Source organism: Collinsella sp. CLA-ER-H4 (assembly GCF_040092395.1).
Lineage (GTDB): Bacteria > Actinomycetota > Coriobacteriia > Coriobacteriales > Coriobacteriaceae > Collinsella.
The window spans coordinates 18,479-40,272 of sequence record NZ_JBBNLQ010000007.1 but is presented as its reverse complement, the minus strand read 5'-3'; the positions used below and the strand labels follow the sequence as shown (position 1 = coordinate 40,272).

The 21,794-nt window shown below is 59.4% G+C and carries 21 protein-coding genes; 12 read left to right on the top strand and 9 right to left on the bottom strand.

Going from position 1 to position 21,794, the window contains the following annotated elements; genetic code table 11:
• Positions 1 to 38 precede the first annotated feature (38 nt).
• Positions 39 to 941, bottom strand: coding sequence for a LysR family transcriptional regulator (locus AAAX34_RS06130; RefSeq protein WP_349110435.1), 903 nt, complete (start codon positions 939 to 941; stop codon positions 39 to 41).
• Positions 942 to 1,214: 273 nt separating this feature from the next.
• Between AAAX34_RS06130 and AAAX34_RS06125 the strand changes: the two genes are divergently transcribed.
• From AAAX34_RS06125 to AAAX34_RS06115, 3 genes are all read left to right on the top strand, one after another.
• Positions 1,215 to 2,525 (top strand): O-acetylhomoserine aminocarboxypropyltransferase/cysteine synthase family protein, encoded by a 1,311-nt coding sequence (locus AAAX34_RS06125; protein WP_117564438.1) that lies wholly within the window; start codon positions 1,215 to 1,217, stop codon positions 2,523 to 2,525.
• A 312-nt stretch (positions 2,526 to 2,837) separates the two neighbouring features.
• Positions 2,838 to 3,614: a hypothetical protein gene (locus AAAX34_RS06120; protein ID WP_349110433.1), complete on the top strand. Its 777-nt coding sequence runs from the start codon at positions 2,838 to 2,840 to the stop codon at positions 3,612 to 3,614.
• Between the two features lie 186 nt (positions 3,615 to 3,800).
• Positions 3,801 to 4,007: a hypothetical protein gene (locus tag AAAX34_RS06115; RefSeq protein ID WP_349110431.1), complete on the top strand. Its 207-nt coding sequence runs from the start codon at positions 3,801 to 3,803 to the stop codon at positions 4,005 to 4,007.
• Positions 4,008 to 4,116: 109 nt separating this feature from the next.
• On the opposite strand, the gene AAAX34_RS06110 is transcribed toward AAAX34_RS06115, so the two are convergent.
• Positions 4,117 to 5,031 (bottom strand): 2-dehydropantoate 2-reductase, encoded by a 915-nt coding sequence (locus AAAX34_RS06110; protein ID WP_349110429.1) that lies wholly within the window; start codon positions 5,029 to 5,031, stop codon positions 4,117 to 4,119.
• Positions 5,032 to 5,357: 326 nt separating this feature from the next.
• Between AAAX34_RS06110 and AAAX34_RS06105 the strand changes: the two genes are divergently transcribed.
• From AAAX34_RS06105 to AAAX34_RS06080, 6 genes are all read left to right on the top strand, one after another.
• On the top strand, positions 5,358 to 6,548 hold the full coding sequence (locus AAAX34_RS06105) for an aldo/keto reductase (protein WP_349110427.1): 1,191 nt from the start codon (positions 5,358 to 5,360) through the stop codon (positions 6,546 to 6,548).
• A gap of 90 nt (positions 6,549 to 6,638) precedes the next feature.
• Complete coding sequence (locus tag AAAX34_RS06100) at positions 6,639 to 7,658, top strand: Gfo/Idh/MocA family oxidoreductase (protein WP_349110426.1); 1,020 nt, start codon at positions 6,639 to 6,641, stop codon at positions 7,656 to 7,658.
• A 151-nt stretch (positions 7,659 to 7,809) separates the two neighbouring features.
• Positions 7,810 to 8,676 (top strand): deoxyribonuclease IV, encoded by an 867-nt coding sequence (locus AAAX34_RS06095; RefSeq protein WP_349110425.1) that lies wholly within the window; start codon positions 7,810 to 7,812, stop codon positions 8,674 to 8,676.
• Positions 8,677 to 8,823: 147 nt separating this feature from the next.
• On the top strand, positions 8,824 to 9,684 hold the full coding sequence (locus AAAX34_RS06090) for an ABC transporter substrate-binding protein (protein WP_349110423.1): 861 nt from the start codon (positions 8,824 to 8,826) through the stop codon (positions 9,682 to 9,684).
• Between the two features lie 118 nt (positions 9,685 to 9,802).
• The gene (locus AAAX34_RS06085; protein ID WP_349110422.1) at positions 9,803 to 11,164 is read left to right on the top strand and encodes an ABC transporter permease subunit; all 1,362 of its coding nucleotides are present in this window, start codon (positions 9,803 to 9,805) and stop codon (positions 11,162 to 11,164) included.
• A gap of 12 nt (positions 11,165 to 11,176) precedes the next feature.
• Entirely contained in the window at positions 11,177 to 11,926 is a 750-nt protein-coding gene (locus tag AAAX34_RS06080; protein ID WP_128620108.1) for an amino acid ABC transporter ATP-binding protein, read from the top strand.
• A gap of 115 nt (positions 11,927 to 12,041) precedes the next feature.
• Here AAAX34_RS06080 and AAAX34_RS06075 read toward each other — a convergent pair whose 3' ends face one another.
• Both AAAX34_RS06075 and AAAX34_RS06070 read right to left on the bottom strand, forming a co-directional pair.
• Entirely contained in the window at positions 12,042 to 12,461 is a 420-nt protein-coding gene (locus tag AAAX34_RS06075; RefSeq protein ID WP_349076427.1) for a flavodoxin, read from the bottom strand.
• 46 nt (positions 12,462 to 12,507) lie between these two features.
• Positions 12,508 to 13,212: a DUF3793 family protein gene (locus AAAX34_RS06070; protein ID WP_349110421.1), complete on the bottom strand. Its 705-nt coding sequence runs from the start codon at positions 13,210 to 13,212 to the stop codon at positions 12,508 to 12,510.
• A 175-nt stretch (positions 13,213 to 13,387) separates the two neighbouring features.
• On the opposite strand from AAAX34_RS06070, the gene AAAX34_RS06065 reads away from it, so the two are divergent.
• Positions 13,388 to 13,771: a heavy metal-associated domain-containing protein gene (locus tag AAAX34_RS06065; protein WP_346979394.1), complete on the top strand. Its 384-nt coding sequence runs from the start codon at positions 13,388 to 13,390 to the stop codon at positions 13,769 to 13,771.
• A gap of 26 nt (positions 13,772 to 13,797) precedes the next feature.
• Here AAAX34_RS06065 and AAAX34_RS06060 read toward each other — a convergent pair whose 3' ends face one another.
• The gene (locus AAAX34_RS06060) at positions 13,798 to 14,223 is read right to left on the bottom strand and encodes a hypothetical protein (RefSeq protein WP_346979393.1); all 426 of its coding nucleotides are present in this window, start codon (positions 14,221 to 14,223) and stop codon (positions 13,798 to 13,800) included.
• A complete protein-coding gene (locus AAAX34_RS06055; protein ID WP_346979392.1) occupies positions 14,216 to 15,721 on the bottom strand; it encodes a DNA repair protein in 1,506 nt (501 codons plus the stop codon). The genes AAAX34_RS06060 and AAAX34_RS06055 overlap by 8 nt, the downstream gene beginning before the upstream one ends.
• A 237-nt stretch (positions 15,722 to 15,958) precedes the next feature.
• Between AAAX34_RS06055 and AAAX34_RS06050 the strand changes: the two genes are divergently transcribed.
• Both AAAX34_RS06050 and pgi read left to right on the top strand, forming a co-directional pair.
• The gene (locus tag AAAX34_RS06050; RefSeq protein ID WP_158558624.1) at positions 15,959 to 16,483 is read left to right on the top strand and encodes an iron-containing alcohol dehydrogenase; all 525 of its coding nucleotides are present in this window, start codon (positions 15,959 to 15,961) and stop codon (positions 16,481 to 16,483) included.
• A gap of 199 nt (positions 16,484 to 16,682) precedes the next feature.
• On the top strand, positions 16,683 to 18,377 hold the full coding sequence (pgi, locus tag AAAX34_RS06045) for a glucose-6-phosphate isomerase (RefSeq protein WP_349110420.1): 1,695 nt from the start codon (positions 16,683 to 16,685) through the stop codon (positions 18,375 to 18,377).
• 141 nt (positions 18,378 to 18,518) lie between these two features.
• Here the strand turns inward: pgi and AAAX34_RS06040 are convergent, their stop codons facing one another.
• From AAAX34_RS06040 to AAAX34_RS06030, 3 genes are all read right to left on the bottom strand, one after another.
• Entirely contained in the window at positions 18,519 to 19,823 is a 1,305-nt protein-coding gene (locus AAAX34_RS06040) for a VirD4-like conjugal transfer protein, CD1115 family (RefSeq protein ID WP_349076433.1), read from the bottom strand.
• Complete coding sequence (locus tag AAAX34_RS06035; RefSeq protein WP_238022799.1) at positions 19,816 to 20,433, bottom strand: ATP-dependent Clp protease proteolytic subunit; 618 nt, start codon at positions 20,431 to 20,433, stop codon at positions 19,816 to 19,818. The genes AAAX34_RS06040 and AAAX34_RS06035 overlap by 8 nt, the downstream gene beginning before the upstream one ends.
• A 63-nt stretch (positions 20,434 to 20,496) precedes the next feature.
• The gene (locus AAAX34_RS06030; RefSeq protein WP_349110419.1) at positions 20,497 to 21,387 is read right to left on the bottom strand and encodes a hypothetical protein; all 891 of its coding nucleotides are present in this window, start codon (positions 21,385 to 21,387) and stop codon (positions 20,497 to 20,499) included.
• Positions 21,388 to 21,794: the final 407 nt, after the last annotated feature.

Genomic DNA, 21,794 nt, shown 5'->3' with positions numbered 1-21,794 from the left:
GGCTAGCAATCTACGATTTCTACCCCGTCTTCCGACAGTTAGTTGGCATGGATGATGCGGTTGAGCTCGTCGAGGTATTGCTGCAAGAGGGGAGAGGGCTTGCGCTCGTCGTGCATGATATAGCCTACGTGCATCGTTGGGGCGTCTGCTAACGGGATCGATGCCATACCCCATTGCATTTCATTGGAGAGGACACCGGTCGACAGGGTGTAGCCGTTCGACGTGATAAGTAAGTTGGTAAGTGTTCCGCGGTCCGAGATTCGTATGTTGCGGTCGCAAGGGATATAGCTAAAAGGTTCCTCGGCGTAATAGAAGGAGTTCGAGGTACCTTGCTCAAAGCTGTAGCGCGTATATGGTGTGAGGTCGGCAAGGGACAGCTGCGGGCGGCGGGCAAGCGGGTGGCGCTCGCTAACGAAGACGTGGACCGTCGCGTCGAATAGGGGATGGAAGCTCGCGCGCGCATCGGCAAAAGCCTTCTGCAGAACGCGGACGTTAAAGTCGTCCAGATAGAGGATGCCGATGTCGCTGCGAAACGCGCGGACGTCATCGATGATCTGCGATGTGGTGGTCTCGCGCATGATGAACTCGAACTTGCTGTCGCGGCAGCGCTCGACTACGTTGACAAAGGCCTCGACCGAAAAGGCGTAGTGCTGGGCGGAAATGGCGAGGCGGGCTTGCGGGGTACCGCCGTCCTCGTAGCGGGCCTCAAGCATGTCGGCCTGCTCTACGACCTGGCGTGCATAACCCAAAAGCTCGGTGCCGTCGTTGGTGAGTGCAACACCGCGGCTAGAGCGCGTAAAGATTTCGATATGAAGTTCCTGTTCCAGGCTTTTGACGGCGTTGGAGATATTGGACTGTGCGGTATAGAGGCGCTGAGCTGCGGCGTTGATCGAACCGGACTCTGCCACGGCGATCAAAAAGCGAAGCTGCTGGAGGGTCATCGGCGCCCGTCCTTTCGATAGTTATCTATAAAACAGATAACAAGTTAGCGCTTTTAAGTGATTGACCGACGGAAACAATGCTCGTACTATTCAAAACACACAAAGGCGGTAGGTAATTAAGCCAACCACGGAACCGGGATGCGAAAGGAGGCCTGCATATGAATTGCTTACCAAGACGAATGCCGGGCTCCTGTTTGCGCCCGTCGGCGTGATCAGGAGACAGCGACTTACTTCTCTCTTTTTATTTACTTTTGTTCGATCAAGGAGATCATCATGAGCCAGTTCATCAACAACCCCGAGCACACCTTTGGTTTCGATACCCTGCAGCTGCACGTTGGCCAGGAGAGTGCCGATCCTGCATCCGACTCCCGTGCCGTGCCTATCTACCAGACCACGAGCTATGTGTTCCGCAACTCCCAGCACGCCGCCGACCGCTTTGGTCTTGCCGACGCCGGAAACATCTACGGCCGTCTGACCAACTCCACCCAGGGCGTCTTCGAGGATCGTATCGCCGCGCTCGAGGGTGGCGTGGCAGGTCTAGCCGTCGCCTCCGGTGCTGCTGCCATCACCTATACCCTGCAGGCCCTTGCCCAGGCCGGTGACCATGTGGTTGCCCAGAAGACTATCTACGGTGGCTCCTACAACTTGCTGGAGCATACGCTCTCCCAGTTTGGCGTCGAGACCACCTTCGTCGATGCCCATAACCTGGAAGAGGTCGAGGGGGCCATCAAGGACAACACCACGGTCATCTATCTCGAGACGCTCGGCAACCCCAACTCCGACATCCCCAACATCGACGCCATCTCCGAGATCGCCAAGAAGCACGGTCTGCCGGTTGTCGTCGACAACACCTTCGGCACCCCGTATCTGTTCCGTCCGCTGGAGCATGGTGCCAACATCGTCGTCCACTCCGCAACCAAGTTCATCGGCGGCCACGGCACCTCGCTGGGCGGTGTGATCGTCGACGGCGGTAACTTCGATTGGAAGGCGAGCGGAAAGTACGCCCAGATCGCCGAGCCCAACCCCTCCTACCACGGCGTTTCGTTTGCCGAGGCTGCCGGTCCCGCCGCCTTCGCAACCTATGTCCGCGCTATCCTGCTGCGTGACGAGGGCGCCTGCATCAGCCCGTTCAACGCCTGGGTCCTGCTCCAGGGCACCGAGACTCTGTCGCTGCGCGTTGACCGTCATGTTGAGAACACCAAGAAGGTCGTTGAGTTCCTGGCTGGCGACAGCCACGTCGCCAAGGTGAACCACCCGAGCCTGTCTGAGCACCCCGATCACGAGCTCTATCAGAAGTACTTCCCCAACGGCGGTGCCTCGATCTTTACCTTTGAGATTAAGGGTGGCCAGGAGGCGGCCTGGAAGTTCATCGATCATCTGCAGGTGTTCTCGCTGCTTGCCAACGTGGCCGACGTCAAGTCGCTCGTCGTGCACCCGGCTACCACCACGCACTCCCAGCTCTCTGCCGAGGAGCTCGCCGAGCAGAACATCACGCCCTCCACGATCCGTCTTTCCATCGGTACCGAGAACGCCGAGGATATCATTTGGGATCTGAAGCAGGCCTTCGCCGCGCTGGACGAGTAAGGCGACTTGTGCAAGGACCCCTTGCGACTCGATAGGTATAACTGCATAAAATGCCTGCTCAAGGCGCCTGTGCGAACAATGGTTGCACAGGCGTCTTATTTGCATAGAGAGGGCGCAAAAACAGGGTTTTTGACATGCTTTATGCATTCGAGTTGTGGAAAACTCCTGTTGAGAGGATGTGAGTTTTACGCAATTGACGTGCGCCTTTTGAGTAAAACCGCAGGTCGCGATTTGCTCGGGGTACTATGCAGCGCGATCGAATCACACGCAGCTCAAACGCAGCAAAAACGCACTACGGAGGTTTCCAGCTACATGAGGATCGATTCACGAAAACCGAAAGCCGCCGCCCTTTCCGCCGCTCTGACCGTGGCGCTTTTGGCGGGCGCCGGTGCAACTGATGCCCACGCGGCAACACTGTCCGACACGGTCGGATCCACGCCGTCCGAGGCGACGCTGGTGCAGCCCGTCGACTATCGCAGCGACGGCTTTGGCTCCATGCAGGAGTGGAACGCCTCGATGGAGGCCAAGCGCGATTCCCTTGAGATGCGTGCTCAGATTATCATGAACATGTACGGTGACTATGCCACCGATGACGAGCGCGCTGTACTGCAGGGTTGTATCGACGGTGCGGGCAGTCTTTTGACGATGGAGGAGGTCGACGCGAAGTCGACCGAGCTCGATGAGCTGCGCACTGCACTTGAGGATGCCAAGCGCGAAGCGCTCGAGGCTGCTGCCGCCGAGGCGGAGGCTGCCGAGGCCGCCCAGGCTTCGTACTACAACGCTGGTTACACTTCGTCCTACGCGTCTGCCGTGTCCTGCGCGAACGGATCGGGCCTGACGCGCTCTGCGGGTGTCAATAACTACAACGGGCGCCGCGAGACCTATTACAGCAGCAATGTGCTTTATCACTATCGCACGGGCGAATGGACTCAGGATTCTGAGGGCTTCTGGCGCGATTCCGACGGCTATTACGTTGTTGCCGCGGGCGATATGGCCCAGGGCTCGACCTTTACGGGCTCCAAGGGTGATTGCAAGGTCTATGACTCCGGCTGCGCTGCCGGAACCACCGACTACTACACCGGTTGGTAATTTATCTGCATCACGGATATTTGGCGGACGGGCGTCTTTACCGAGCTTTAGGGCAACGTAAGGACGCCCGTTCTTTATGCGCGTTTGAGTTAACAGAGCCCTTACCGTGGCGGTACGCCGCGCATATGGGCGCGGGGCACACTAGTTCATGAGAAATAAGGTCTTTCTCGTGGAGGAAGTGGTCTTGTGAGCGCTCGAGATATCGCCGTTGCCGCCGTTGCATTGACTCTTGGCTGCCTTGGTCCTACGGCCGCACTCGTCGCGGGTATGCAGGGGTCTTGTGGGGCTGCCTCTATCGTGGTTGGCGTGTTGGTCGCGGCCGCGCTGCTGGGAAGTGCGGGTGTAGTCCTTTGTCGCGACGATGAGGACCAGGCGTCGGAGTCGCAGCTCTAACCGTTGTGAAGCTGATTTTTGGCCAAAGATGAAAAAGGAAGCCGCCGCGAGGGGAGTGCCCCTTGCGGCGGCTTTGCCATTGGATCTGTTGGCTGCAGTATGCCGAGCACTACCAGCTGCTTTCTATTTCGCGAATCCTCTGGTAGAGCCAATCGTTTTGCGGCACTTGGATATCGTGTTTGGCGGCCAGGCGGCAAATGGTGCCCGCGAACTCCTCGACTTCGGTTTTTCGTTGTGCGATGCGGTCCTGCGCCATCGAGGGCATACCGACGGGGTCGATTCCCTCGATGAGGTGCACCATTTGCGTCAGGTCTGCTTCGGTCAGCTCAACGCCCTCGGCGTTGGCAACCGCAAGCGTCTCGCGCATGGCGGAGACAAAGCAGCGGCGCTGCTCGGAGCCCGGCTCCGTGGCGCTTCCGTAGGTCCCGCCGTAGGCCATGCAGGTCTGGTTGATGCCGTCGTTGAGCATGAGTTTGGCCCACATGCGGTGCGCAATGTCGCGCTCGACGGTATGGGCGATGCCGCAGCGCGTGTAGAGCCCGTCGATAGCGGCGACGGTCGCGGGGTCCGTGCCGGCCGCCGCGCCAAAGCGGATCTCGCCCGCATTGGTAAAGGTGAGCGCGCCGTTGAGGAACACGGCGTCCATGCCCTGGCAGATACCAAGAACGGTATGCTTCCAGCCAAAGCGTTCGGCAATCTTTTGCTCGCTCGTAATGCCGTTGCATAGCGAGGCGATGAGCGTGTTGGGTCCCACGACGCGCTCCATAGTCTTGAGTGCTTGGTCGAGACCGGTGGTCTTGACTGTCAGGATGACCAGATCGGCGGGCGTCACCTCGCTGGCGCGGACGGACGTGAGATCGCAGGGCTTGCCGTTGACAGTGAGCGCATCGCCCGCGTGACGCTCAAAACGGGTGTCATCCATAACGTATTCGACGGCGTCATTGCCGAGGGCCTTGGCAATCATGCTGCCGTAGAGCAGGCCGACGCCGCCCTTGCCGATAAAAGCGACCTTGTTGATCTGCATATGAATCATCTCCCCATATAAAAGGCGCCCGCATATGGGGCGCCTGATGGATTGTATGTCGTCGGGGCGTTTGGTGGGCGCGCGGGGCTGCTGTTGTGAAAAAGAAACTATTGCGCTGTGCGCTTATGCCGCGGGGCAGACCACAAAGACATGCGCGTGGTCACGCCCGGTTCCTTTCATCGGGCTTTTTGCTGATGTTAAAGCGGTGCCGTGACGGCTCGATTTCTGCTGCGTTACGATACGTTCTCAATTGCGATTCCGATGTGTTTCGATGACGTGACGGGTTTGTTTCGCCTTGTCAGGGCTTCGATGGGAGGGGAGGGGCCGTGCAATATCGCGTTGACCCCAAAAGCGGCAACCGTATCTCGGCGTTGGGGCTGGGCTGCATGAGGTTTCCCGGTGCGCCGGGACGCCCGGATGCGAAGACTGCCGACGCCATCATCTCCCGTGCGGTGGAGCAGGGGATTAACTACCTGGACACGGCCTATCTCTATCCCGGCAACGAGGCTTGTGTGGGTGCGTCGCTTGAGCGCCTGGGCTTGCGCGACCAGGTTTTGCTCGCAACCAAGCTGCCGCATGCTTCGTGCAAATGCGCGGAGGATTTCGACCGGTTCTTCGACGAGCAACTGCGCCGCCTGCGGACCGACCATATCGACTATTACCTCATGCACAACATTACCTCGCCCGCCCAGTGGGAACGTGTGGTGGCGTTGGGCATCGAGGACTGGATCGCGCGTCAAAAGGCGGCGGGGCGCATTCGCCAGATTGGTTTTTCGTACCACGGCAGCGCGGCGGATTTCCTGACGATGCTCGATGCATATGAGTGGGACTTTTGCCAGATCCAGTACAATTACGCTGGAGAGCGATATCAGGCGGGAACAGCGGGGCTCATGGCCGCCGCCGAGCGAGGCCTCGCGGTGTTTGTGATGGAGCCACTGCTGGGCGGGCGTTTAGCGGGCAAGCTGCCGCCACGGGCCCGCGCTGTGCTCGATAGTGCCCGTGACCCGCATTTGCGCACTCCTGCCGCCTGGGGTCTTTCGTGGGTCTGGAATCATCCTCAGGTGACGATGCTGCTTTCGGGTATGACCGATATCGCGCAGGTGGATGAGAACGCGGTGTTGGCCGATCGGGCCCTGCCGGATTCGATGACTGCCAACCAGCACGACACGATCGCGCACGTGCTGGATGAGTTTGAAAAATCGAATCGCGTGCCCTGCACGGGATGCGGCTATTGCATGCCGTGCCCTAAAGGCATCAATATCCCTGGATGTTTTGCCGCCTACAACGCAAGCTATGCGCACAGCTGGTTTACGGGTCTATCGCAGTACTTTACGGCGAGCGCGGTGCGCACAAGCGAGGCCAAGCTGGTGAGCAATTGCGTCAAGTGCGGCAAATGCGCGCGCCACTGCCCACAGCATATCGATATCCCCGAGCGTCTCGATGACGTGCGCCGACGTTTCCAGCCTGGCCCCGTGACGGCAGTGCTTAAGGCCTTCGGCAAAACGCGCTCCTCGTGACCCTTTTATAACTTGCGCTGGAATAGTTCCTGCTTGCGGCAGAATAGGGCTTAAACAGGGACTATTCCACCGCAACTGAAGGGGGCTGTCGTGGGCCATCGGGATTCATGGGATGATTCGCGTGAGGTTCGTTGGGGCATTTTGGGCGCTGGGCACATTTCTCATCGATTTGCATCGTCGCTCAAGAAGGTCGACGGGGCACGGCTGGTGGCTGCGGCCGGCCGCACTCCTGCACATGTCGAGGAATTTTGCCGAGCGTTTTCGATTGATGCTGCGCATGGCCATGCCTCGGTCGACGATAACGGCGATGCGGCTTATGACGCGCTGATTGCCGACCCCGATGTCGACGCAATTTACTTGGCTCTTCCGCATGGCATGCATACGCGTTGGGCCTGTCGCGCGCTGCGCGCCGGAAAGGCCGTGCTGTGCGAAAAGCCGGCCGTTTTGAGTGAGGAAGAGGCTCTCTCGATTGCCTCCACCTCTCGCGAGTGCGGCGTGCTGTTTATGGAGGCGATGAAGAATCGGTTTTGCCCGATGCGCACTCGCGTGAAGGACTTGCTTGCGTCGGATGAGCTTGGGCGTATTGTCTCGATTGAAAGCGTGCAAAAGCTCGATTACGGCGAGCCTCCTTCGGGCTATCTGCTTGATTCGTTGCAGGGCGGCTGTCTATATGACATGGGCTGCTATGCGGTCGGTTGGTTTGAGGATTTGCTCGCGGGCGCTTGCGAGGTTTCGTCCCGTGAAGTTCGCTGGCGTGACGTATCAGGCGGCCGCGTCGATTGGGCCGACGAGATCCGTATGAGCGTCGGCGGTATACCCATTCATATGGTGTGCGACGGCAAAGCAACATATGAAAGCCGCTTAACGATTGCCTGTGAGCGGGGCTCGTTGGAAATCGAGCGTCTCCATCGCCCCGAGCTCGCCCATGTGAAGTATTCCGACGGTCGAGTACTCGAAATCGATACACCATTTGAGGTCGATGATTTTTACGGCGAGGCGTCGCATGCGACGCAGCTCATTCAGACGGGGAAACTCGAAAGCCCCATCATGTCCCTAGCCGCCACACAGCGCTGCGCACGCATCATCGATGCGATTCGTTTGAAACTTTAGGGCGTGGGGGCATGGCACCAGCGCTTGGAATGCCTGGAGGCCTTTGTCCCTGATGCCCCTTTTATAACTTGCGGTGGAATACGGTCTGTTTGCGCCAAAATAGGGCACCAATAGACCGTATTTCACCGCAACTGATAAGGGAGAGCTGGAGATGCTGACGATCGGGTGTCATCTTTCGACGACGAAGGGCTATCGGGCAATGGGGGAGACGGCGCTGTCCATTGGCGCCAATACCTTTGCGTTCTTTACGCGCAACCCGCGCGGTGGCAAGGCAAAAGAACTTGACATGGATGACGTGGCGGCTCTGCGCGAGCTTATGGCGCAAAACGACTTTGGACCGCTGGTGGCGCATGCCCCGTATACCTACAACCCCTGCTCAGCCAAAGAGCGGGCGCGCGAGTTTGCCCTGGAGGCCATGGCAGAGGACCTGCGGCGCATGGAGGCGCTGCCCGGCAACTACTACAACTTCCATCCCGGTGCGCATGTGGGGCAGGGCTCCGACGCCGGTATTCAGATGATTGTCGACACCCTGTGCCAGGTGATGTTTGAGGGCCAGCAGACGACGGTATTGCTTGAGACCATGGCCGGCAAGGGCACCGAGGTGGGCCGTAGCTTTGAAGAACTGGCGTACATTATCGAGGGCGTTGCCGCCAAGTGCCCAGAGCTGTCCGATAAGCTGGGCGTTTGTTTGGACACCTGCCATGTGAGCGATGCCGGCTACGACATCATCCATGATCTGAACGGCGTACTCGACGAGTTCGACCGCGTGGTGGGTATCGATCGCTTGCATGCCGTACACATCAACGATTCGAAGAACCCTTGTGGCGCCCATAAAGATCGTCACGAGTGCATCGGCAAGGGATACCTTGGCAGCGAGGAATTTGGTGGCGGTATGCAGGTTATGCAGAATATTGTATCGAATGGCCGTTTGTGTTCGCTGCCGTTTATTTTGGAGACTCCGAACGAACTTGCAGGTTATGCAGCTGAAATTAGATTATTAAGGTCATTGCAGCAGTAATGACTGTCACAAAGTAGAGTATTCCATTCACGTTATGGGTTTGTTTCAATCAGTTTTCTCATTGCAGATTCGTAATTCCGGGTGCATAATAGCCAACAGTTTTTGCAGACCTCTGAATCAAACGAGGTCACCGGAAGGAGACTGATTATGAAGCTGAAGAAGCTTGGCGCATTTGCCGCCACGGGTGCTATGGCGCTCGCCCTTGCTCTGACGGGCTGCGGTTCGTCCAACGCCACCTCTAGTTCTGATGCCGGTTCCAGCAGCTCTGACGACGCTAAGGTCGAGAAGGTCGACGGCTCCAAGGAGTACGCGCTCGTCAAGGACGGCACGCTGACCGTCGGCACCTCTGCCGAGTACGCGCCGTTTGAGTACAAGGATGACAACGGCGACTACCAGGGCTTTGACCTTGAGCTCATCAAGGCTATCGGTGACAAGCTGGGTCTGGATGTCGAGTACGTCAACAACGACTTCGACACGCTGGTTCCGGGCGTCGCTTCGGGCGCCAAGTATGACGTTTCCATCGCGGCTATCACCGACACGCCCGAGCGTGAGAAGGAAGTCACTTTCTCTGATTCCTACTACATGGACGATCAGGCTATCGTGACCAAGGTCGATAACACCGACATCACGGCCGACAACTACAGCGAGAAGCTCAACAACGCCGACGCTACCATCATCGTCCAGTCTGGCTCGACCGCCGAGGCCTTTGCCCAGGAGAACTTCCCGAAGGCCAAGATCGTCCCCTACAAGGACGCTACCGAGTGCTTCAGCGCCCTGCAGTCCGATAAGGGCGACGCCGTAGTCACCAACCGCTCCGTTGCCAGCCAGCTGACCGCCGAGCAGTTCAACACCTGCCAGACCATCAAGCAGGTCAGCACCGGCGAGGAGTACGCCATCGCCATCAACCAGGGCAACACCAAGCTCAAGGACGACATCAACCAGGCCATCAAGGACCTGACCGACGACGGTACCGTCGACGCCCTCATGGCTAAGTACAATATCAAGTAAAATAACTACTTGATTGCGCGCGGGCCCTTTCCGTTTTAGCGGGAAGGGCCTTTGCGCTTCTCTTGACGGAGAGCGTTTCCGTCTCGTTTTGCCGGCAACTTCTACGATAGGAGCCACCTTGTCTCGACTGAACAAAGGGGCCGCGGAGCAGCGTTTTCCACTGCCCTCGATGCTCCAAAAGCTGGCCTGTGCCCTGGCTGTGGCGCTCGCCCTGGTATGCGCGGGGGCCTGCGTGCCCACGACCGCCCAGGCGCTTGAGACCGCAAAGATTACCGCCCGACCCAATACCGGTTCGGGTAGCGATGTGGTCGGCGGCACCGAGACGCGCATCACTTGGGAAGTTCAGGCCGATGCCGACGAGGAGCTGAGCGGTCTTTCTTTGACGTTTGTCGACGGCACGACGTTTGGTACCGATGACACGCGATTGACGATGCTCTCGGGCGAGGACCTCATGGATCGTACGCCCATGAAACCTACGTGCAAGGCTGACGGCCAGACGCTCAAGATCGACTTTGGCGAGACGGCGCCTGCCGGCGGTTTTTTCCGTGTCGAGGTTTACGGTGTGACGTTTCCCGTCGAGGGCGGCGATGAGGCCTTTAGCGGCACCTATACGCTCGCCGACGGTTCGACCAAGAAGATTTCCAAGATTCCTTCCGTCGAGATTAAGGGCGTGACGGCATTCGATAACTTCCTGGCCGACCTTAAGGAGCAGCCGTGGGTCGAGGCGTGGAACTCCAATATGTTCCTGCGCCTGTTCTTAAACCCGGTCATTTTGGTCCAAAGCCTGCCGATCGTCTTTAAGGGCTTCCTTATGTCGCTCTCGATCGTGCTTGTGGCGTTTCCGCTGGCAATTCCCTTTGGCTTTGCCCTGTCGCTCATGCGCATTTCCAAGTCGCGCATCCTGCGCTGCCTCGCCGGCATCTACGTGAATATCATTCGCGGTACGCCGGCGTTCCTGCAGATCTATATCGCGTTCTTCGGTCTGCCGTTGGCCGGCGTCAAGGTTGATGACTACGTGCTCGGCGTCATCGTCATGGCCATGAACTCGTCCGCCTACTTGTGTGAGATCTTCCGCGCCGGTATTCAGTCGATCCCCAAGGGCCAAAACGAGGCCGCTCGTTCTCTGGGCATGAACGCGTTCCAGACGCTGCTCTATGTCATGATTCCGCAGACGTTCCGTAATGTCCTGCCTACGTTGACCAGTGAGTTCATCCTGCTTTACAAGGATACGTCGCTGCTTGCGGCCGTGGGCGTGGTCGAGATCGTCATGAACGCCCGTACCATCGTGGCCACGACGGGCTCCATTACACCGTACGTGGTTGCCGCCCTGTTCTATCTGGTCATCACCCTGCCGCTCGCTCGCTTGGTGAGCGGTCTTGAGGCGAGGCTTTTGGGCACGGCCGAGACCAAGAAGAAGCGTCCCACCAAGAGCGCCGGACAGGTTGTCGCGACGCCCGCCGATCATATCGCCGGTCTGTAAGGAGGTCCTGTCATGAGTGAAACGAATTCCAACGAGGTCGTTGTCAGCATCAAGAACCTCCAAAAGGCTTTTGGCGATAACGTGGTCCTGCGTGATATCGATCTGGACGTGCACAAAGGTGAGGTCGTTGTGGTCCTGGGCCCCTCGGGCTCGGGCAAGTCGACGATGCTTCGCTGCATCAATCGCCTGGAGCATCCCACGAGCGGCTCGATTGTCGTTGAGGGCGTGGATGTGTGTGCCAAGGGCGTCGACCTCAATAAGGTACGTACGCACTTGGGCATGGTGTTTCAGCAGTTCAACCTGTTCCCGCACCTGTCGGTTAAAAAGAACGTCATGCTTGCGCAGCAAAAGGTGCTCAAGCGCAGTAAGGAAGAGGCCGAGAAGATCGCCATCGAGGAGCTGACCAAGGTCGGCCTGGCCGAGCGCATCGATTTTATGCCGAGTCAGCTTTCGGGCGGCCAGCAGCAGCGCGTGGCCATCGCCCGCGCCCTGTCGATGAACCCGCACGTGATGCTCTTTGACGAGGCCACGTCGGCGCTCGACCCCGAGCTCGTCCGCGATGTATTGGGCGTCATGCGCGACCTGGCACGTGACGGTATGACCATGATCGTGGTGACCCACGAGATGGGCTTTGCTCGCGACGTCGCCGATCGCGTCGTCTTTATGGACGGCGGCGTTATCGTGGAAGAGGGCACGCCGAGCGAGGTCTTCGACCACCCCAAGAGCGAGCGCACCAAGGCGTTCTTGGGCAATATCTCGTAGCCGGTTGATGTAACTGCCGTTGCAAAAGAGCGGGGCTGGACTTGAATCCAGCCCCGCTCTTTTGTAGGGATGGGGATGCGCTTTGATGCAGGCTCTCTTGGAGGCCCTGGGTTCGTTACGCGAGCTCGGCTCCGAGGGCCTTGCAAGCGGTCTCGCCCTCGTCGTCGGGCGCGTCGTAGCAGATGGTGGAGTCCACGACGTTGACGCCCGCCTCGTCGGCGTCCGCCTTCCAGTTGTCCATCCATTCGCCCTCGGCCCACGAATAAGAGCCAAAGAGGACGACCTTCTTGTCGCCGAGGGTCTCCTTGACCTCATCCCACATGGGCTGGAACTCATCGTATTCAAGCTCCTCGGAACCCATGGCGGGGCAGCCGAAGGCGAAGGCATCATATTCGGCGACCTTGTCGGCAGAGAAGTCGGCGCAGGAGATGACCTCTGCCTCGGCGCCGGCACCGGTTGCGCCCTCGGCAACGAAGTTTGCCATGGCCTCGGTGTTGCCTGTACCGCTCCAGTAGACGACTGCGATCTTGCTCATATGTCTTCCTTTCGGTTGTGCGGCGTGCGGCCGCGTTTTGTATGCTCTATCGGGTTGCCTGGACAAGTTGTCCCAGAGTGCAGCCCTGTTGATAGATGTAGGTAAGGTATTGCGTGCATGCGCGATAGGAATCGAAGGTCGTGAGCGCCTGCTCAACGTTTGTGTATACCTTCCATGCGCCAAAGACCTTATAGTTTTCGCCGTGCTGGACGATAAACTGATGGACATCTTCGTAGGGATAGCCCAAAAAATAGCCAATTTCGTGGGGGAACTCGCACATGCACCCCGTATCGCAGTGCCTATTTCGCGCGAGCGCGCAGACGCTGCCGTCATAGGCGCTCTCTGCGGCATTGCTGCTTGCCAGCGTGATGCGCGCGGCGAGATGCACCAGGGACGCGGGCAGGTTGTGGACATCGTAACCTTCGGCGGCAAGCGCCGTCGTGGCGCGGGGGTCGGAGAGGTATCGCATGAGGTCTGCAGGGCGGTACACATAGATGAGCGCTCCGCAGGGGCGCCAGACCAAAACGCTCATATGGATCCCGAGTGGCTGGAGCTCGCGGTTGCATTGGGCTATGACGGCGAGCAGGCGAGAGCGTCGCTCTTCGATATGGGCGGCGCTGGGTTTTCCGTTTTGGTTGGCGTAAACGCCGGGATAGGTAAAGAGCGAAGCCGGCTTGATACCTGCGAGCGTAGGGGAGCAGTTGCGCACGACAGCCGTTTGGTATGTTGGGATGTCAATGGTTCGAGTCACGATGCCCCTTTCGGGTCCTCAGTTGTTAGCCTAGGAAAACTTATACACGAAAGTAAGCCATGGTCAACAAAAAAGTTTGAAGAGGGAAACTAATTGACCGAACAGACATGATTTTGGGTTAAGATGGGGACACCCCATGGGGGTATCTAGATAGGGCTACTTGAAAGGGGAACGCATGAGTGACTTGCTCAGCCCTGCGAATTTCATCGTGCTGGCCGTCATTGCCGTCGGCATGTTTTTTGGACTGCGTCGCATTGCCGCTTCGACACACGGGAAGAGTTGTTGCAGCGATGGTGCGAGCGGCAAGAAGGCCAAAAAGGTTGTTGTGGTGGATACCGATGCGTCACACTATCCCTATAGCGATGAGCTGCTCATCGGCGGCATGAGCTGTGACGGCTGCGCTCAGAACGTGGCCAATGCCCTCAATGCACTGGATGGCGTGTGGGCAACGGTGACGTATGCGGACCACACGGCACGCGTGCGCTCTAAGCAGCCGGTGGATCGTGATGTCCTCGAGACGGCCGTGAAAGACGCGGGCTACTACGTCATGACGCTGTAAGCGTCGCTCTGGATGCGCTTCCTTGGCTAGGCTCGTCCGCGCAGTTCGATGTCTTGGATGTCGTCGAAGTCGATGGCGATGTCTCGGAGCTTGAGGAGCTTGAAGGCGGGGAGCGCCTCGTCGAGGATGCCGGTGCGGCTGCGATAGCCGTATGTATCGTAATAGGTGACACGAACCAAGTCGCCACGTTTGAGACCCTCGAGTTTTTTAGAAAGCACGAGGGCTTTTTCTTCCGCGAGCTCACGTTTTGGCTCGACGGTGATTTCCTGCTTGCGCACGAGTTCGTAGTATCCCGTGAGGGCGGCAAAGGGCATAAACTGTGCGGCGCGGTTGGCGCGCACGGCACCGTTGGCAGTGAGGTTGGGGTCGGCGGCGCGGCGTCTGCCCTCGGGGTCCGCCAGGCGCTCGAAGGCGGTCGGCGGGCGCACGGGCTGTTGTTTGGGTTTAGGCACGGTGTCCTCCAACTTGTTCGTTGCGTTCGCGCGCGGTGGCGCCGGCGGTAAAGCTTAATCCCTTGACGAGCGCGTTCTTGCCGTACTTGCCTTTCACGGCCAGGACGGCGCGCGCCAGGTCGCGCTCGCGCTCATCGGCCTCGATATCGCTGAACAGATCGATGGTGGCAAATTCCTCGGGCATGAGGTTGCCAAATCCCAGGTTGATGCGCTTGACCGGTCGTTTGGGATCGACAGTCTGCGCCCAGAGCTCATCGAAATAGCCCATGATCTTCTTAAACGAATTGGTACGCTCGCTCAGCTTTCGCGAGGCGTTAGAGTGCGCAAAGAGTGCGGCATAGCCACCGCGCGGTTTGCCGCCATGCTCTCCCACAAAGATGCCATCGATTGCCTGCGCTTCGCGCACCAGGCGACGCCGTTCGTCATCGCGCTGGACGGGCTTGGGCGCACGGGGCGCGAGCTCGGGGCCGGCGGTTGCGGTGGGTTCGATACTCGATGTGCTCGAGCGCAGGTGCCCGCATCCGTCCACATACTGCGCTGTACCGCTGGCGTCGAGGCGGCGTATGTCGGCGCGTTCGCTCGCGTAGCCCACAAAGAGCGAGATGCTGTCGCAGACCACGTGCTTATCGACCAAGTCTAAAACGGCGTTGTCGACCATCTCGCGCAAGACGGTATAGGCCTGTTCGTAGGCATAACCCTTCGAGAGCACCTGTCCTGTGGTGGTCGAAGTTGCTTGCGGGCGATAGGCTTGAATATCGGCGATGGTTGTCGGCTCGCGCCCGAAGGCATGGTCGATGAGATATTCGGCATTGACGCCGAGCTCGTCGTAAAGCAGGTTTTCGTCGAGCGCCGCGACGCCCATCAGATCGTAGACGCCGTATTTCTCGAGGCGGGCTGCCACGCCGGGACCGATGCCCCAGATATCGGTGATGGGACGATGGGGCCAGATCTCCTTGCGAAAGGTCTCGTCGTCGAGTATGCCGATGCGGCTGGGTACGTGCTTGGCGGTAATGTCGAGCGCTACCTTGGCCTGGAATAGGTTGGGGCCGATGCCGACCGTCGCCGTGATGCCGGTGCGCGCGAGGACCTCGTCGCGCAGCGTGCAGGCGAACCCTTCCGCATCTGTGTGATAGAGGTCCAGATAGGGCGTCACGTCGATAAAGCATTCATCGATTGAATAGACGTGAATGTCTTGCGGACTTACGTATTCCAGATAGATGCCGTAGATTTGCGCCGACACCTCCATATAGTGCTGCATGCGCGGTACGGCCGTGATGTAGTCGATGCCATCGGGAATCTCGAATAGGCGGCAGCGATTGTGAATCCCTAAGTCCTTCATGGCCTGCGTGATGGCGAGGCAGATGGTCGTGCGCCCGCGCGATTCGTCGGCAACGACCAGGTTGGTGGTGAGCGGATCGAGCCCACGGTCGACGCACTCGACGCTGGCATAAAACGTCTTGAGGTCGATGCAGATATAGGTGTGCTGCTCGTGCGCCATCCGTGTCCCTTCATCAAACACATGTTCTTATCGAATACCTGTTCGATAATACCCGCTCGTCCGGACGTCGTCAAAACCTGTCAAAAAGGGACTGGTTTGTTTTGGTAGGTATGGTCGTGCGGTTGGATCGGGTTTTAACGCAGCTCTAAAGAGTGCGAAACAGCTCGGAAAACCTCGCTTCGTAGCATGAGCCTAACGATTGATACCGCCTATACGCACGGAAGGGTTGTGGAAAAGATGGTCAATTATGGGTTTGGTATGCCGACGCGCCTTGTTGCGGATGGAGACGTGGCTCGCTGGTGCGGACGATTGGTCGCTCACTACGGTGGCACCAAGGCGCTGGTCGTGTTGGGCGGTGACAAACATACGCACGATGAGCTCGTCTCGGCGGCGCTCGGCTCGCTTGATCGAGCTCTGCTCGAACGCGTGCTTTTTCGCTGCGGCTTGGTCGGGGGCGATGGGGGAGACGATTTGGTCGATGAGGCCGTAGCCCTGGCGACCGACGAAGGCGTGGACTTTGTCCTGGCGATTGGCGATGCCGATACTGCCGGCTTTGCGCGCGAGCTCGCGCGTCGCATGGCGGCGCTCGATGCCGGCGAAGACGGCTTTGTGCCTTATGGATGCATTGTCTCGGAGGGCAAGGTGCCTGCTGTCGTGGGCACCGGCGAGGTTCCCGTTTTTGCCATTATCGCGCCCGAACTGCTGGAGGGCATCGGGTCTCCTCTGCGTGAGTTACTCGGTAGCGTCTGCGCCGCGGCCTAATATTTGCCATAAAAGGACGGGTTATTTTTGGTTGGTAAAGCGTTTGACCTGCCAAAATAAGCCTGTCCCTTTTTGATCGGTTGCCGTTTGGGGGCCGATTGGCAACGCTCGCTGATTGTAGTCTTGACCTGCGCTAGAATAGTGGCATCTGAATGTCCGGGCGCATGGAGGCGTGCGCCCGTATGCTGAGGAGGACTCTATGGCAACTGTTGCCGCACCTATCGATGCTACGTCGACTGCCGCTTGGAAGGCACTCGAGGCTCATCAGGAGAAGCTCGAGGCCGATGGTATCGACCTCAAGGCCTGGTTCGCTGCCGATGCCGAGCGCGTGAACAAGCTGAGCTTTGACGCCGGTGACCTGCACTTCGATCTGTCGAAGAACCTGGTGACCGATGAGACCGTCAAGCTGCTGTGCGATCTTGCCCGCGAGGTGAAGCTCGAGGAGCGCCGCGACGCCATGTTCTCCGGCGAGCACATTAACACCACCGAGGACCGCGCCGTCCTGCACACCGCGCTTCGCCGCCCCGCAACCGAGAGGGGCCAGCTCATCGTCGGCGGCCAGGATGTCGTCGCCGACGTGCACGAGGTCCTCGACCGCATGTATGCCTTCGCCGAGCGCGTGCGCTCCGGTGAGTGGAAGGGCGTTACCGGCAAGAAGATCGAGCACCTGGTGTCCATCGGCATCGGTGGCTCCGATCTGGGCCCGGTCATGGCCTACGAGGCTCTGCGTCCCTATGCCGACGCCGGTATCGACTGCCGCTATATCTCCAACATCGACCCCAACGACCAGGCCGAGAAGCTTAAGGGCCTGGATCCCGAGACCACGCTCGTGATCATCGTCTCCAAGACCTTCACCACGCTCGAGACCCTCACCAACGCCCGCGAGGTCAAGACCTGGATGCTCGAGCAGCTCAAGGCCCAGGGCGCCATCGACGGCTCCGATGAGCAGAACGCCGAGGCCGTGACAAAGCACTTCGTCGCCGTTTCCACCGCACTCGAGAAGGTTGAGGCCTTCGGTATCGACCCCGCCAACGCCTTCGGCTTCTGGAACTGGGTCGGCGGCCGCTACTCCGTCGACTCCGCCGTGGGCCTGTCGCTGATCGTCGTGCTCGGTCCCGAGCGCTTCCAGCAGTTCCTCGAGGGCTTCCACGCTATCGACGAGTACTTCTGCAACACGCCGCTCGAGAACAATGCCGTTGCGCTGATGGGCCTGATCAACGTCTGGTACGTCAACTTCTTCGGTTCCAAGAGCCACGCCGTGCTGCCGTACTGCCAGTACCTGCATCGTTTCCCGGCCTACCTGCAGCAGCTCACCATGGAGTCCAACGGCAAGCATGTCCGCTGGGACGGCAGCGCCGTGACCTCCGACACCGGTGAGATCTTCTGGGGCGAGCCCGGCACCAACGGTCAGCACGCCTTCTACCAGCTGCTGCACCAGGGCACCGTGGTGGTCCCGGCCGATTTCATTGCCTTCGCCAATACCGCCAACCCTGCGACCGACAGCGGCCAGGACGTGCACGAGCTGTTCCTGGGCAACTTCCTGGCCCAGACCAAGGCGCTCGCCTTTGGTAAGACGGCCGATGAGGTGCGCGCCGAGGGCACGCCCGAGCAGATCGTCCCGGCCCGCTGCTTTGAGGGCAACCGTCCGACGACCTCGATCTTTGGCGACACGTTGACCCCGTTCGCACTCGGCGAGCTCATCGCCCTGTACGAGCACATCACGTTTGTCGAGGGCACGGTCTGGGGCATCGACTCCTACGACCAGTGGGGCGTCGAGCTGGGCAAGCAGCTTGCCAAGCAGATCACTCCAGCCTTCCATGACGACGCCGCCAAGGCCGAGCAGGACGCTTCGACCCAGGCGCTCATCGAGTTCTACCGCGCTCACCGCAAGTAGTCGCTGCTGTTAACGCATCGCGCCTTATAGTCAGGGGCCCGTATCCCATCGGATGCGGGCCCCTTTGCTTTGCCGTGGCCCCGGGGCGCACGGCCTTTAAGGATCTTCGCCGGAGCGTCGCGTGCTGCGAGGGCCCTGCGTCTAGAGCTCGGCCTCCGCATGGCCTCGCTGCGCCTCGGGCAGCTCCCCGTAGAGCGGATGGTCTTCGAGCCTAAAGCGCTCGACCTGTTCGGGAGTGCAGCCGCGCACAAAGAGCCACGAGCGATCGATCGGCGTCGCCATGAGCGTGCTGGGCAGCGCGTCGGCGCGGTCGGAAAACACCCGGGCACTCTCGGGATCCTGGAACGCCAGCACCAGATGCGTGTCGCAGTTGCCCATGATGGAGCGTGCGCGTGCCTCGCCATAGAGCGCATCGAGCTGGTTGGTCGACTGCAGCAGCAGCGTTGCCCAGATGTTGCGGCTTCGGATAATCGAGAGCACGTTGTCGATCTGGGGGATCTGCAGATTTGCGAAGTCATCGAGCATAAAGCGCACGGGCACGGGCAGGCTGCCGTCGGGCTGCCTATCGGCCTCACGAATGAGGCCCATAAACGCCTGCGAAATAAAGAGGCCGGTCAGCGGATCGAGATTGCGGTCAATATCGCTCACGGTTACAAACAGGGCGCAGGGGGTGTGTCCCATGGAAGCGAAGTCCGCCTGATGGCACTCACGATAGAGCTGTGCCGCACCGTCGAATCCCAGACACATGACCTTTTCGGCAAGGATGCCGACGATGCTCGCGTGCATGCGCTCGGCATTTTGCGTAATGGCGTAGCGCCGCCATAGCGAGAGGGCGTAGCTTTGGGGGTCGGTCGTGATCAGGTCGTCAAACAATCGACCTGTGGCGCCGTCCTGCAGGTGCTCGATCAGCTTGATGACCGAGCTGATCGTCTGCTCGTCGGCGGGTAGCTGTTCGGTGACGTAGGCGATAAGACACGACAGCAGGTTTGCCGCCGCATGATCCCAAAAAGGCTGGTTGTTGTCCTCGATGGGGCAGATGGCCTTTGCCACCGAGAGGATGTCCTGCTGGTTGGGCCTGCCGTCCGCCTTGCGGCGAATGTGCCTCAGGGGGTTGTAGCCGCAGCGCTCGATGCCGGGCGCAAGGGCCGGGACGGTGTTGAGGTCGGCGAAGTTGAGACATTGCACGCGGTAACCGTGGGCTGCCAGCACGGGTCCCACTTCGCGACAGAGCGTGCCTTTGGTGTCGAGCACGATGTAGCTTGCGTTCATTTGCAGCAGGTTGGGCTTGAGGACGTTTCGGGTCTTGCCGGCTCCCGAGGGGCCGATCACAAGTGCATTGTTGTTGAGTCCCGTTTGGCGGGTGTCGCAGGAAAGCGTTCGATCCTTGGCGAGGATGGTGGACGATGCGGACTCAGATGCGGCGAGACGGCTGGCGAGGTTAGACATGGGCGACCTCCTTGGTGGTCGAGAGGATTTCGTGGGCAAAGCCGAGCTCGACGGCGCGCTCGGCCGAAAGGTAGGTGTCTTTTGCAGTGAGGGACTGGATGCGCTTGGGCGTGAGGCCGCTGCGGTCCGAGAGGATTTGCGTGAGGGTCTTGCGGGTCTGCATGAGACGCCGGCTGGTTTCCTGCAGCGCAAGTGCCGAGCCGCCTGCCCCCTGGGGGATCAGCGGGTCGTGAATCATGAGCTCTGCATGGGGCGCCATACGGCGATCGTCGCCGCCCATAAAGATCACGGCGCCCATGGACGCGGCGAATTCCAGGCAGACGGTGCGGATGGGGCACGATGCGAGGCGCATGGCGTCATAGATCGCAAGACCCGATCGCACGCTTCCGCCGACGCTGGCGACAAATATGGTGATGGGGCGGCTGGGGTCGGTGGCATCGAGCAGGCGGATCTGCTGGCATAGGTCGTGGGCCATCGGGGTTTCGATGTTTCCCATGACGGAGAGCTCGCGACGGGCGAGCATCTCATCGTAAATGCTGGTGAGCGTGATACCTCGGGCGGATTCACGCATGGTGAGGGGGCTGATGATGGGGGAATGATTGGTGTCCATGAGGACTCCTTTCTGTTGGTTGTGTTGTGGAATAGGATTGTTGCCCGCGGAGGGGCTGGCGGGCTACAGGGTTCGTCCGAGCCTGAGATCGAGCTCGGTTGTGGGGCAGGCTGCCTGTTCGTGCGGCTCGCAAGCGCCAAGGGCTCCAAAGCGATGGAGCGTTGCGACGGGCGTGGTGTAGGCGAGCCGCAGCTGATGCTCGACAGGGGCACATCCGTCATTTTTGTAATGAGCCGCGTAGTACTGCGCGATGCTGGCGTTCATCTCGCTGCCATTGCGATGGCGCTCAAACTGGCGTCTGCAGGTCTCGATGATCTTTGCTACCGACTTGGGCGCCGTCGCGGGAACAAGGGCGAGATAGCCATCAAATAGCTCGTTGATGCTCAGGAGGCACAGCAGGTCGATCAGCGTCCTTATGGCTGCTCCCTCGGCGGAAAAGTGCGCGGTCATGCGGTTATATCGGTTGCGGTCGACGATGGCCGCATGGGGTCTTGGAGTTTTCTGCCCCGTGGTCCCGGGCTTTTGCCGCGCCTGTGTATTGAGCTCGACGTTGCAGCGCTTGAGGCCGTCCAACGGAAGGAACAGTGCGGTGCGCAGGGTGTTCCGCTTGCTTTCGAGTTCATGACGCTCGTCGGGTTCCCATTCGAGCTTGAGTTTCGTGTCGAGCGCCGTAAGCATATGGGCTAGGCAGCCTACGGTAAGAACGTACGAATCGTTGTCACGTTTTGGGGCATAGGGGTCTGTCAGCTTGCGAATGTCGGGGTCGCCCATGATCTTTGTGCAGCGCTTCAGCAGTTGAGGGTGGTCGGCCAAGATCGTCGCGAGCGGTAGCGACGCGTAGTTCTTGATGGTCGCGGCGGCAAAGGCGGCGTCATATTCGTTTGCATATGCTCGCTCAATGCGGGCATCCAGAATGCTTTTCTTATCGCCGTCTTCTGCGTGGTGGTTTGTCATAGCTTCTCCAATCGGTTGATGTTCGTGCTGTTTGTTGATGTGTTGGTTGTCGTGAGTGATGTGCTTGCCGTGGGTGATGTGCTGACGTTGGGGTGCTATGCGGTTTTCAATGAGCCCGTGAGGCAGTTGCTGCAGGGGCGGGATGGAACGGCCCATGCAAGGCGGAAGGCATCGTGCTCAAAATCGAGACAGCAATGCCCTGGGTGCCTCACATGTGGCAGTTACCTCATTAAGTTGTCATTGCGTTTGGGGTTGTACTTTGCCGATCTTCCTTCTCTTACACGCTAAAAACTGAAACTTCATATGCTCGATCTACTTAAAACCGCAACGGCGGTCTTTTATCAACTTATATGTCGGAACGTGTCTTTGCAAGTACTTTTTTGCGTTTGTTTCAAATGGGGTGGTTT